Consider the following 15,005-nt stretch of genomic DNA (forward strand, 5'->3'; position numbering starts at 1 on the left):
CATCATCAAACAGATCGCGCCAATCCCGTGGCCGTTCGCTGCGGTTCGGTTCCGGTACGACCGGCTTGGCAGGTTCCACCCATTTACGACCATTGCCCGCAATGCTATTGCCAAGCACATCCCCGAACGTAGCAGTGGTCCGATCAAAGCTGTCTGTAAAGAAATTATCGATACCTGTACCGAATTCCTTCACAGCCCCAATCAACGTACTGCCATAGCTTGGCCAGAACCCCTTGTCTGAATTTGATGCCCGCTTCGACGTAATGACAATCGGCTCACCCCTCAAAGTGCCGTCTGCCTGTGGTATGGCGTAGTAGTTGTTCTTGCCACCAAGGTAGGCCGCTTCTTTCTCTGCGGCGACCCTATCCGCTAGGTCATCATCAGCAGACGTATTCAGTGCGAAGCGATCCCCTTCATTACCCCGATAATTGTTAAGCCTCGGGTCTTCCATCGGCTCGTGGCCCATTGGCTTGCGATACGCAACCTGCCCACGGTCGCCAATCGCTGGTTCCCAGGCATTCGCACTACTGCCTGCGCCACTACCCCAAGCTCCGCTACCGGAACCACCGCCAGCCCTGCCTTGAATAGGTACATTGTCTTCCATCGGCTTGCCACGCCAATCGTTCAGCAGGTCACGCTGTTGGGTATTGCCGCTGGCCATTACACCCGCCAGGACCTTACTTCGAGACGCGGCAGCGCGTACCTGCTCCTCCCTAGCCTTAGCATGACCATACGCCCTCATCTCATCACCTATCGCATTACCTATCGCTCCCGGTAACGCAGCCGATAGCTTGAAGCTGCCGTTGTAACGCCCACTACGGTCGAACTCCTGGTTCAACTTGTGGCTGACCGCTGTCGAGGCGATGCTTTCCAGCGTCCGGCCCAACAGGCGGGTTGAGAGATCACCCAGGTTGGCCTGTACCGAGCCCAGACTCATGACGGAATTTGCGGGGTTGTAGCCAAAGGCATCACCCAGTCCCTGGCTGATAGTCGAAGCGACTGGTGCAGCTACCCCGGCAGCTGCCATTTGCGACCAATTGAACCGCTCTTGCAATCCGGTCCAGATCGAAACCTGTTGGCTTACCGCATTACTGGTCAACGCACTGCCAGCAATCTTGGCGTACTTCAAGGCCGTATTGGTTTCACCGGCCGCTTGCAGGTAATGGCCCATGCCAGCCGTCACACCCGCGGTTACCCCGGAAACAAAGGCTTGCCTCAGGCTGAACTTCTCGACATCACCCGTGGCCTTACCCACCAGTTGCCCAGCTACCGAACCGGCAAATCCCCCCACCGCCGCCGCACCAAGCGCAGCTGCTCCGAACCCTGCGCCACCCGCCATGACGGTAGCTCCGGCGGCAAAGGTCGTAGAAGCACCGGTGGCCAAATTCATTAAGGCTGCGGCGGCGCCTGCGGTGTAGACCGCTACCGCAACCGTCACCACAATCATCAACACCATGCCAAACCCGCCGCACTTCTTCTTCGGTGGCGGGGTTTTCAGGTTCGGCATCTGGCTGCCCACCACCTCGTCTTCCTTGTACGCCTTGAAGGTGTCGGCGCTGATTGCGTCGCTCTTCGAGGTGTTCGGAATCGTGATGCGGGTGCCTGCCTTCAGCTCGCTGTCTTCGCTCAGCCCGTTGGCATCGGCAAGCAGGTACCACAGGTTGCTATTGCCGTAGACCTGTCCGGCGATATGCCGCAGCGTTTCGCCGCCCTGCACCGTGTAGGTGCCCACGCCACTGCCGGGGTGATCCTTGCCCAGGCTTTCGATGCGGGCAAAGCGGCCTTCGTCCAGCTGCGTCTTGTGGGTACCGTCGGCGTATACACCGGTTTCGCCCACCGCATTGCCATTGGCGTACAGGTAGTGGATGTTCTCAATGCTTTCGCCGCTGCGGCCGGTGTGGTGCACCTTGTGGATGATCTGGCCATCGGTGTTGCGGATGAAGATCGAGCGTTCGTTGTCCACCATGCCGTCGCCCTGGCCCTGCACCTGCTTGACCAGTTGGCGGTTGACGTCGTATTCGAAGCTGCTGTTGCCGCTAGCCCGCTTGGGGCCGCTGCCCGAGATGCCGGCCATGCGGCCGTCGGCGTGGTAGCTGTAGTTGAAGTAGTACGAGTTGCCTTGTCCAACAATCTCGATACCCAGGCTGTTTTCAGGTCTGATCCGCCCGCCCTTCCAGTACTGCTTGAGCGAAATCACACCGCCACGTGCCACTGGGCCTTCAATACTGCCTAGTTTCAGGTCACTGAAAGCATCCATATGCATGCTTACCATGCGCCCGCTTCGGTCGTAGCTCTGCCTGGTGGACTGCGACGGGGTAAGGATATAACCGACCCGGCTACGGGCCAGCCTGCTGAAGACACCGCCTTCTGCACCCTGCACGAGTACCGCGATCTGGCTCGCTTCGTAGCCCTGAATCTTGAGGTTGTTCTCGGTATAGGTACTGGCGCTGCTCTGGGCGTAGAACCAGCCATAGCCCTTGTTATGGCGGATGATATTGCCGTTCTGGTCGTATTCCCACGTCTGCTGCCACAGGTGCGGCACCTTCAGCTGGGTGCCGGCTGCCAGTTCTGCATCGGCATTGTTCAACCCATTCGCCTTGGCGATCTCGGTCCAGGCCGATTCATCGCCATACTGGGCGCGGGCAACATCGCGCAGGCTGCGATTGAAGCTGACCCGGGTGCCGACATCCAGCAACGTATCAGCATCGGCCGCGCCGCCATTGACCAATACGATGCGCTGCCACAAGTCGCCATTGCCCAGGTATTGCTCGGCCAACAGGCGGCGTGTACGGCCTTCACCCAGAGTAACCGCTACTTCCATTGGGCCGCCTTGCAAGGTGATCGAATCGCTGTTGCGGTCGGTTATGCCCAGCCCATCAACCGCGTTGATGTCCTTGAAGCCGGCATTGGCAGCCTGCGCATTGGCGCTGCCATACCAGCGGGCGATGGTGACGCGGTTCTGTGCGTCGTACTGGTAATGCACCGTCATGCCCAGCTTGGCGTCGTAGTCCTGCAGGCGATTGCCAGCCCCATCGTACACATAGCTGTGGCGCAGCTCGCCCCCCTTGATTTCCTGGGTGACGCGGTTTGCCCCATCGAATGCATAAACATGGTCAAAGGCATTGCGGCCTGTGCCGGTAATGCGCACCACATTGCCGTTGGCGTCGTATTCCTGCTTGCTGCCAACGCCGGTTTTGGCCTCGTTCCAACCGGTTTGCCTGCCCAGCGCATCATAGCTGTAGCGGGTGTCGCGCCCATAGGTGGCAGCCTCGCCCACACCATTGCTGATCTCACGAATCTTCTGGCCACGTTCATCAAAGCGGTAGTCGGTGTATTTGACCAGCACCGCATTGGCAGGGTTGACCAGGGTAGTCGTCATGCTGCTCTGCAGATGGGCAGTCACCCGCTGCATCAACTCTTTGGCAATCGCGTTCCAACCCCTCAATGGAGTGGTACTGCCGGCCTGCGTGATGGCCTTGCCATAATCCGCCACCCGCAATAGGTGGCCGGCTGCATCCCAGCTACGGCGTATGTCCTTGCCCTCGCTGTTGGATTCGCGAATCTGCCGGCCCAGGCCGTCATACTCGAAACGGTTGGTCAGCCCGGTTTCGTCGGTGCTTTCCAGCAAGCGGTTGAACGCACCATAGCGGTAGCTCTTGGTACGCCCTTCGCCGTCCACTTCCAGAATCAGGTTGCCGTACACGTCGTAGCGGCGGCTTTCGACGATTGCCTGCCCCAACTGCCAGGTACGGGTGCTGATGACGCGGTTGAGCGCATCGTAACCCTGTTCCACCTTATAGGTGCCACGCAGGCTGCTGGTACGGTTGCCGTTGAAGTCGTAACCAAACACCGTGCCGCCCTGCTGCACAAGATGGTTACGTCGGTTGTATTTCAGTTCCGTGCGGTTGCCGTTGCCATCGATACGCGTGGTCTCACGGCCCAGCACATCGTACTCATGCCGGGTAACGCCGCCTGCACCATTGGTCTCGCTGGCGAGATTGCCCCGAGCATCGTACGTTTTACTGCTGCGGAAGCCCAAAGCATCCACCGTACTGGTTTCACGGCCCAGCATGTCGTAGTCGGTATGCCGGTTCTGGCCCAGCGCGTTCCTGCTGTCGGTACGGTTGCCGCCCAGGTCGTAAGTGTGCGTCTGCCGGCTGCCGTTGCTGCCATCGAGCGCGGCGGTGAATACATCCCCCGCCACATCGCGGTACAGCGTTACCTGATCGGTCAGCTGATCGAGGTGGTTGTAGCGCGACCGGGTAAGCAGGCGCTGCTGGTGGCCTGTGGCATCATCCGCCGAGGTCACCGCCTGATAAGCCGCCCCCCATTCCGCCACCTTGCGGCCACGGCCGTCGTAGTCGGTATAGGTGGTCGCCATCACCGCGCCGCCCTGCTTGTCGTACTGGTCGGTACGCACGGCGTTGCCGGCCAGATCGATGCCATGCTCGCGCCAGATACCGTCCGACTCCATGCTGGCGATCGTGTGGCCCATCGCGTCGTAACGGGTTTCCAGGTAGTAACCGCTGTCGCGCCCATCGCTCTGGCGGCTGCCGGCTGCAAGACCGGTGCCTTTGACGGCCACATTCAGGAACAGATTCTTCGGTTTGGCCAGCGCACCCAAATAGGTTCCGCTGCCCACCCACAGGTTACCGTTTTCACGGGTGAGGGAGATGCCTTCTTCCTTCGCCACCACAATGCCGCTGCAACCGCTGGCGTCGTAACTGTCTTTGGCTGACTGGGTGTGCCAGTCCACGATCACCATACGGTCTTGCGCGTCAAGGTAATACGCCTTGAAGGTGTAGTCCCCATTCAACCCACGCAGCTTCGTGCTGAAGCGGTTGCCGTCCCGTGTCAGCGTCAACGTCTGTTCGACCTTGTCCGACTGCCGTGTCAGCAGCAGCTTGACGTCGCCACGCACCCCGGCGATCTCATCATCACTGAGATTGGCGGTATAGGTGTAGTCGAAGGTGTCGGGTACGGGTACCTCGACCTCCACGGTCTTCATGGCTGGTGTGGCGGTAAATCTATTCTCAATGCGGTCGAAGAGCTTTGTGTCCGGGTGCGTTTGATTCAGCCAGTAGACTTCCGTCTTGCAGGTTGCCGTCAATGTGGCGAGCACATCCGTACCCATCCGCGTACGGGTGGCGCCCCAGCCAGATACATCCGATCGATGCGTCAAACCTTGACGCCAATGGCTGCCACCCGCCTCGTAGACGTGCAGCGTTGAGCCCGTCGCATCGGTAAGCACTTCGATGACGTAACGCTTGCCATCCTCCACCGTCCCAATTTCCTGCTCGGTCCGTTGCCCAGTTGTAGAATAACTGACGGCAAAAACCTTGTTGCCAACCAGGTAAGCCCCATGCTGGCGGTAGCCAGGCGTGTTGCTTGCCTTGTCATTCTCCGCACCAAAGAAGAACCGCCGTTGCGCCCCCGAATTATCCAGCCTGACCCCCGCCAGATAATCTGCCCCAACTGGATTTGTATGTTTCCCGGTAACGGTAGGCTTACGGTCCACAGAACCAGGCCCACTGGTAACGACCAACTCACCCTCAATAAACGCCATCTCTCCCGGCAACGCAGAAAGCTGGCTTTGCGACACGCCATAGCCACCGCCAGATGCAAGCATCTGAACAAATTCAGCCTCTGCCTTCCCATCGGGCTTGGCCTTGACTACCAAGCTGCCACTCTTGATCGAATGAACTTGATTGTTCCCATCACGGGTCTGCAAATAGCATAAATATGACCCTGCGGCCGGGACGGTGATTGAACCTGTAGCGATCCGGCCATTTAGCGTGAGCCTGACGGTCTGCTCTTCCATTGATCCAGTAGCTGGCAGTACAACAAACACGCCATTGGCAACACCGTCGCTGATGCCTTCCGGCAGCGTCAGGCTGACATCGACTTTGAACCCCTCACTTGGCACTTGCCGGTTTTCGAGGCGCGTGCCCGACCCCACACGGCCTGTCACCGTATGGCTCGGCTTTACCGACTGGGTGTAATGCACATTGAGTACATGCCTGCCCGGATTGATAGATTTGCTGTCGAGCACCGTCGTGTCGCCTTGCGTATCCACCGCCTGCAACTGGTCATTGAGCATGACCCACTGGCCGTTGATGCCCGATTGCGTCGTCGTCCACGAGACATGCTGCAAGGTCACCGGCGGCGCGGCAATCGGCCCCGGCGTTGCGCCATCTGCCGGTTTGGCTAATGCGCAAACCGTATAGTCCTGCCGGTCCAGCTCAACCATGACGCCATCCCGGCGCATGCCGGTCAGGACGATTTCATATTCCCCAGCCGCCATGGGCGAACGCTTATCGCCCAGGACCAGGTCATACAGGTACTCGCCCCCGACCAGCCGACCAGTACTGCTGGCACGGTTTGCTATCTCGTTGCTGCCTTTCTTGCGCCAGTCGGCCCGCACCACTGCCATATCCAAGGTCTGGTTGCTGGAGAAAGCCACCTGCAACACCGTCTTGTATTGGTAGGTGTTGGTATGCTCGGCATCGGGATTCAGCACCTCATGGTAAGCCGTTGTCTTCGGAGTAAAGCGCTGTACCGCATTGGTCAGCGTCTGCTTGGGGCCGCGCTGCAACTGGTTCGTTGCATCCTGCCACACGACGCTGTAACTGAACTGGTCGAGGCTGCCCACATTACCCAGCACCGCGGCGTAATATCCCCCTTCCAGCGGCGTCATGGCCACTTCATTATTCAAGTTGCTGCCATTAGTTTGCCAGACGATTGTTGGACGACCGACACTGCCGTCGAAGTGCACCACCATCCGCATTTCACCCGTGGCGGTACGGCTGGTTTCCACGCTGTCGTATTGCGGGGCAACCGTCAGCGTCTGTTCCTCACTCCACACCATATTGCCGGCCACATCCTGGCTGACCACGCGGAAATAGATCTGTGTGCCGGCCGGTGGACGTGGCAGCTGCGCGGTATGCCCGCCCAGACTGGCTAATTGCTCGCCCACTCTCGCGGGATAATCATCGACCTTGGCATGGGGCTGCAGGTCGTACACCACCCAGGTCCGGCCTTCCGACGCAGTGGGTAGGTTCCAGTTGATGTTCAGCGTATCGCCTTGCGTTGCCGCAATACCTGCCGGTTGTACGGCGGTGTTGGGCATTTCGCCGGTGTAAACAAAAACCCGGTTGCCCATCGCGTCATAGCGCGAAATGGTACCGCTGCCATCGACGTTCACGACCTTGGTCACACGGCTCTTAGCGTCGAACTGGCTACGGGTGACCTGATTGTTGGCGTTGCGCACATAGGTGCGGTTGCCCAGCGTGTCGTAGCCGTAGTGCAACTCGGCCACTTCACCAGTCAGCGCGGTCACTTGTCCCGTCGCATTGCGCTCAATCGCGCCCTGCGCTTCTCGCTGGAGCGTGAGGCGATGCATCGTGTCGTACTGGAACAAGGTCGCCTGGTCATCGGTATGGTCGCCCACCAACTTGTACAGCGTGCTGAAGTCGGCCTGCAGTGCGGCAAGGTCCACCCCGGCGCCAACGGCATTGCCAAAGCGCTGCTCGGCCACGCGGTTGCCCACGTTGTCATAGCTGTACAACGTCAACATACGGCTGGGGTTGATGGTGCCGATCAAACGGCCGGCTGCGTCGTAATAGTGGAAGACATTCAACGCATCGGCGGTGTCCGCGCCCTTGATCTGCTGCACCACATTATTGGCGCTGTCGTAGCGGGTACGGGTAACCGGTCGGGCATTTGCCACCGTATTACCCAGGCTGTCGCGCACATTGCGGGCCGGGTCGAGTTGTTCGACCAAGCGGCCTGCTGCGTCGTAACGGTAGTCGGTCACCGCCACCGCGCCCTGCCCCACCGGCTTGTCACCCAGGGGATTAAGCCCGGCAAGGTTCAGCGGCGTCACGTAAGCACGTTGCTGGATACGATTGCCGGCGGCATCGTAGCTGGCTTCATTGAGGTAACCGGCTGCATCGACCACGGCACTGACGCGCCCGGCGCCGTCATACCAGCTCAGGGTACGGCGGCCTTCCTTATTGGTACTGTCCACCACCGCGCCATAGCCGTCGTACACATAGCGCTCTTCCGGCGCGATACGCTCGGTCGTTGTAGTCGGGTTGGCACGGTCGCGGCCGCTCAGACGGGTAACATCCACCTGCGGGTAGACCACCCGGGTGGGGCGGCCGGCGAGGTCATACTCACGGCTGATGACGTGTGTTTCGCTCTTCGGCGTCTTGGGCAGGACTGTCGGGTCCTGTGCAGCCTTATCCAGACGTTCGAGGTACACCGTTTCCTTGACCACGTCGTTGTAGGCGTCGTATTCGTACTGGCGCAGCACATTGTCGACATCCAGCATCGCAACCAGGCGGCCACCCTTGTCGTACCAGCGTGTTTCCTGCGCGCCGCTTGGCAGCGTGGTCTGCTGCAGATTGCCAAGGGTGTCGTAGCGGTACTGGGTGACGGTGCTGTAACCCTGCGCATCAGACGTCATCCAGCTCAGATTGCGGGTTTCAGTGAGCTTGCGGTTGTTGCGGTCGTAGGTGTAGCTCACCACACCGTCTTTGCCCTCCACCTTCTCTACCCGGCCAAGGGCATCGTAGCTATAGCGGTTCACCGTCTGGCCCAGGCCATTGGTTTCCGCCAGGGTCCGGTTCAAACCATCGAACTGGAATTCACGCCGGTTGCCATTGCCATCGACATGCGCCACCAGGTTGCCGACCTTGTCGTACTCAATCCGGTTGATGATCTTGAGTCCACCCGGGTCCTTCGTTTCGCTGATCTGGCGATTGTCACGGTCGTACTCATACACCGTGGTGCGATTGATGCCCGCGGCCTGCTCACCGCCTTGCTCCACCATGCGGCTGAGGTTGCCCGCTGCGTCGTAGGTCTTCTCGGTCTTCAGGCCGGCTGGGTCGATTTGCTGCCTGACGCGGTCGGCACCGTCGTATTGGTACTGGGTAACGCGCGGCTTGGCCAGATTGGCGAACTTACGTTCTTCCAGCACATTGCCACGGCTGTCACGCACGTAGGCAATCTGGCTGCCATCCGCCGCAGTCAACAGCGATAAGCGTCCTGCGGCATCGTAGCGGTAAGTGGCCGTACGATCATGGCTGTGGTTCTGGCCTGTCGGCACCACAAAGTCACCCACCTTGGCCACTGGCAACGCGTACTGGCGTTCCTCCACCTTGCTGCCATGCACGTCGTAACGGGTGGTCTTCAGGTAACCCATCGGGTCGACCGTCGCGATAACCCGGTTGTCGGCGTCGTAATAGAAATACGTACTTTGGCCCAACGCATCGGTCTTGCTGATGACATTGCCGCGACTGTCGTAACGGTAGGTGCTGCGGTTGCCGGCGATATCGGTTTCGGCAAGCTTGCGGTCAAGCACATCGTACTCAACCAAGCTGGTCTTGTGCGTCAACTGCTTGTTTTGCGCATCAAGGCGATTGCCATAGACGTCATAGCCATAATCCATCGTCTGGCCGGCATCGGTCAGCTCTGTCGTCAGGCGACGGTTGTTGTCGTACTTGAAGGTACGGTGCAGCCAGACCTCGTTACCGGCCTTATTGCTTTGTAAGATGTCCTCGCTGGCCACCAGGTCGCCAAACACCGCGTCGTATTTGCGCAGCGTGCGCCCACCTTCGGCAGTCAGAGTCTCGACCAGTCGGCCGGCTCCGTCGTACAGATAGGTGGTCTGGCGAGCCAGTGGCGTACCAGCGCCAAGGATGACCGCTGTCTTGTTGCCCTGGGCATCGTATTTGTATTCGGTACGGTTGCCCGCCCCATTGATTTCCGCCGCCAGCCTGCCATTGGCATCGTATTCATACTGCGTGGTGCTTGGCTTGGCGGCTGCGGCCTTGGCCGCGTCGTAGTGCTGCGCATCCGTCACCGGCACCAAGTACAGGCCACGTGTGGCGCTGCTCTTTTCACCAAACTCGTTGTAGGTGAATTGCGTCGTGTAACCGTTGGCGTCGGTCTCGCTGGTGCGGCGGCCTTGCCGGTCGTAACCAAAGCGGGTGACGCGCGCATTTGCACCCAGCGCGTCCGACGTGGTTACGGTGTCGATATTGCCCGCGGCATCATAGCTTTGCGTAACCAAGGAACCCGCCGGGCTCAAGGTGCTCAGCAACCGGCCAATCGCATCGTAGGTGTAGGTCGTCTTGGCGGGCTGCGCCAATGCCGCACGGGTGGCGTCGTAACCGGCATCGGTTGCAACGAGCAGGTATTCCCCCACCGTCATCGAGGTACGATTGCCCTGCGCATCGTATTGGTAGCGGGTGGTGTAACCGGCTGCATCCGTATCGGTCAGTACATGGCCGTCAGCGTCATAGGTCTTACGTTCCAGCCGGGCCTTTGCGCCCTGATTAGCGGCGTCGGTCGACTGCAACTGGCGGCCCAGGCCATCCACCGTGAACTCGGCCGAAACACCCATACCGTCGATGGTACGTACCAACTGGTTGTTCTTGTCATAAAAGAACTGGCTGGTTACCGCATTGGTCTCGCCGACCTTTACCCGGGTCTTGTTGCCGAAGGCGTCGTATTCAGTACGCTGTACCCCCGCTATGTTCTTCGCTTCCACCTGCTGGTTGTTGGCATCGTAGCGATAGCTGGTCTCACGCAATGCCGCCGTGCCATGGGCCTGCTGGTTAAGCACCAGATTGCCGTTCTTGTCGTACTGCTTGACCGTGACATTGCCCACGCCATCCTGCTCGCGCACCACATGGCCCACGCCGTCATAGGCAAAGGTTTCGGTACGCGCGGTTTCGGTCTTGCTGCCGGTAATGCGCTGGCTGATGCGCCCTGCGCCATCGTAAACAATCTGTGTGGTCTTGCCTTCTGCCTCGGTCTTGCCGACCAGACGGTTGGCCCCATCGTAGCGGTAGGTTGTAACGCAAGCTTTGGGCGTACCGGCAAACTCGGTTTTCTTTTCGAGATTGCCGGCTTTGTCGTAGGCGTACAGCGTCTCGCTGCCATCCACGCCCTTTTCGCTGATCACATGGTGGCCAGCATCGTACTGATAACGCACTGTACGGCCCGGCCCCGTGGGGGGCGTCGCGGGTAATGCGGCGACGCCGTCGTATACCGTGCGCGCCGAGACTTGTCCGTCATCCGCATATTCGGTGTAAGTGAGATGTTGACCCGGGTCGAGCTGGTAGATGCGCCGGTTTTGCGCATCGTAGCCATAACGCGTGGTTGCCCATTGCGTACCGGCCTTGTCGATGGCTCGGCGCATTTGCGTGACATTGCCCAGTGCATCGTAACGGTACTCGGTACGGTAGCCTTCACCATCCACCTGGGCCAACAAACGGTCCATCAGGTCGTATTCGCTGGCCTGTACCACCCCGGCGCGTTTTTGATTCAGCTTGCGACCAAACGTGTCGTAAGCAAACTCGGTTACCAAACCCAGCCCATCGGTGGTGGCTACCAGCCGGTTGGCCGCATCGTAACGGCGGGTCTGTTCATGACCATTGCCATCGACGGTGGAAATCAGGTTGCCAACATTGTCGTAACGGTATTGCGTCACGGCACCCGTGCCATCGGTCACCGTCGTCACCTGCCCCACCGCATCAAATGCGGACTGGGTGACATTGCCGGCCCCATTGGTCACGCTGACACGGCGACCAGCCGCATCGTAAGCATACCGCGTGACATCCCCCGCACCGTTGGTGGTGGTCAGTAACTGATTGACCGCATCGTAAGTACTCAGTTGTTTTTTGCCACGCGCATCGATCACCTCGACTTGCTTGCCATTGGCGTCGTAGCGATATTGCGTGCTTGCCCCGGTGGCATCGGTGGTTTTGATGAGGCGTTGGGCTGCGTCGTATTCATACTCGGTACGGTGGCCCAGCGCGTCGACCATTGCCTTGCGATTACCGCTGGCGTCGTACTCATAGGTAGTCCGTTTACCCAGTGCATCCACAGTAGCGGTAAGCCGGTTCAATGCGTCGTACTCGTTGCGCGTAACCTGCCCGCCGGCATTGGTGGTCTCGATACGATTTCCGTAACGGTCGTACCGGTAGGTGGTCTCGCCATTCAGTGCATCCACTTCGCGCACCAACTGCCCGGCAAGGGCATACTCGCGGCGCACCAAGGCATCGTTGCTGTCCTCGACCAGTGCTGCGTTACCGGCTGCCAGCTCGTGATGGCGCAACGTCGCCACCAGTTGGCCAACCGTGTCGTAGCGATATTCAGTGACTTCACCCGCTGGGTTGGTACTGCGGATCACCCGGCCCTGGCGGTCGTAAATGCGTGTTGTGACTTGCTGTTTGGCATCGGTCTGGCGCACCAGATTGCCGTTTTCGTCATACTGGTTCTGGGTCACACGCCCCAAGGCATCGGTCTGTTTGACCGCGCGATTGCCACGGTCAAACTCCGACTGGCTGACATTACCGAGCCTGTCAGTCGTCTTGATCCGATTGCCGAACGTATCGTACTCGTAACGCTCGCTATCCTTGAGTGCATCGGTATCGGTGATCAGCTGCCCTGCGCCATCATAAGTGCGTGTGCTGGTCTGGCCTTTGCCATCGGTTACGCTGCTGGTCAAACCCTGGGCGTTGTAGCCAATACGGCTGACGTTGCCGGTGCCATCGGTCTGGGCAATCAACAAGCCGCGGCCATCGTACTCGCGCACTGTCTTACTACCGCGGGCATCGGTATGGGTCAGCTGCTTTCCGGTCGCACCATAGGTGTAGCGATCGTGCAGGCCCAATGCGTCCTGCTTGTCGACCAGATTGCCCGCCGCATCGTAGCGGTAGGCCTGCTGCCTATCCTGCGCATCGGTCTTCAATAGTGCGCGAATGCCGGCTTCGCTGATGTCCGTCAACGTGCCGATCGGCTTCGCGTAATCCGTCTTACCCACCAGCTGGCCATAGACGTCGTAACGTTTCTCGGTGACATTGCCCTGGGTATCGACAGTGAATACTTCACGGCCATGCTGGTCGTAAACACTGTAGGTGCGGCGGTCAACCGTGCTGTCCAGCGTGTTGTACTGCGCCTGCAGCTCTGCCAGGGTCATCTCCGGCTTTGGTGCGAGCTTGGCGAACTGTATGCCGCGCAACAGACGCCCCATGCTGTCATAGCTGAAGCTGCTGACCTGGCCTGCGTCATTGACGGTGAAGCACAAGCGCCCTGCCGCGTCGTAGTAATGACGAACCTGACGGTCGCCCTCGCCAACCTCCTGGAAACGGACCTGCAACACCGATGGCGTCGTATCCCGCGTCCTATCTAGCGTGACGCGGTCGGCGTAATGAACAGTATGGGTCTTCTGGTCCAAGGCGTTATAACGTTGCTCGGTCACCTTGCCTTCGGCATCGATCAGGAAGACGGCACGCCCTAACCGGTCGTACACCGTTTCGGTCACCCGGTCATTCGAACCCAGCGTGGCGTAGGGGGCAAAGCCAGTGGCAGCGACATAGGGTGTGGCGTACTGGATCGTACGGGTCTGCCGGCCAGCGCCGTCGTAGCAACGCTGGCTTACCCTGCCGGCACCATCCACCACAAATTGAATGCGCCCGGCCGAGTCGTAGGCATATTGTTCTATCGCATCGACTGCCGAATCGGTTTGCGCCGGCAATCCAGCCAACACCGCCTGCAGCGTGGGTTCGCCCGTAAAGGTAAGCGCCTGCCCATAAACCACCTTGCTGTTCAACCGGCCTGCAGCATCGTACCCATAACGCGTGACATAACCCGCACCATCGACATCGAACAGGGGACGGTTGGCGTCGTCGACAAACTGGTACTTGCGCACATCATGGGTATCGTCCTTGACCAAAGCGAGCGTGCCGCTGGCATCCCACTTCGCCAGATCAATCGCGCCATGGTAAGTGCGCTGACCATTCACATTGCCCACAGCGTCGTACTGTTTCTCGGTAACAAAACCCAGGCCATCAATCACATAGCGCTGGCGACCGGCGGCATCATAGCCATACCGTACGTGCTGGTCCTGTAAGAGATTAGCCTTCAGGGCAGCAGCCAAACCGGTTGCATTGAGCGGATCGGCCAAGGCCGCAACATCCAGCGGCGTGCTGTAGCGAATTACATACGTGATTCGACCTGCTGCATCGTATCGGGTCTCGGTAACGGCGCGCTGGCTGTCCACCCGGTATTGCTCGCGATTAAGTGCATCGTATACATAGCGGGTTTGCTGGTCCTGCGTCGGCTTGGCGACTGTTGCAGCCCAACCATCCAATACCGCGCAGGTATACGGTGCTGTCGCAGTAAAGACAGTGGCAAAACGGGTGGTCGCCACCTTATTGCCCAGGGCATCAAAACGATGCTGGGTAACGATACCGGTCGCATCCACGGTATAGGCTTCACGCCCTGCATCATCGAAAACATGGTGGACAACAGCCAAAGGCTTGGCGCTAGCCAGCTGGGTCTGCAGCTTACCCAGCGTGCTACGGTCCACAGAAGGCGGTGCAGCTGGTGCACTGACCTGCTCACCGCTGCTGAACCCATCAAATGGCTTTGGTGCCACATTCCAGTTGACCGTGCCGCTACCCGGCTGAGGCGATGTCAGCGTAACCGTAGCGAAGCCTTTTGACGAAGCCGCCTCGCCGCTCAACAACCGGCTAGAGAATTGCCACGTAGCGAGTTCCCCGGCTGCGCCAATACCAAACAGCCAAGTACCAATCGCCCGCGCACCTTCATCATTCAACCAGGTTGCAGTCAGATCTGACTTGCCATCGGCATTGTGATGCATCAAGTGATAGACCGCGTCATCACGCCATGTACCCAGCACGCTGTCGCTGCCCTGGACATAGCCATTGCCATCCGACAGCCACGCTGTCGCGACTGCCTGACCCGCTTCGTTCTTCCACAGCTGCACCACATCGGTACGGCCATCGCCGTTCAGGTCCGCTGCCAGGTAACGGCTCTGGGCCTTCTTGCCTACCGCAACATCACCCGCCCAGTTCCAACTCGCATTGCCATGGCTGACTGCATTGCGCAGGTGTTCAACCCCCTCCGCATCCTGGTACACCTCCACCCAGTCATCACGACCATCACCCTGGATATCCACCTTCAGG

The 15,005-nt window shown here is 59.5% G+C and carries 1 protein-coding gene; it reads right to left on the minus strand.

Annotation, left to right across the window (positions count from 1 at the left end):
• Positions 1-15,005: LysM peptidoglycan-binding domain-containing protein (locus ACUHMQ_RS02325; RefSeq protein ID WP_445293833.1), on the minus strand; the 15,005-nt coding region annotated here is incomplete at both ends.

It is taken from the genome of Chitinimonas violaceus (genome assembly GCF_052601015.1).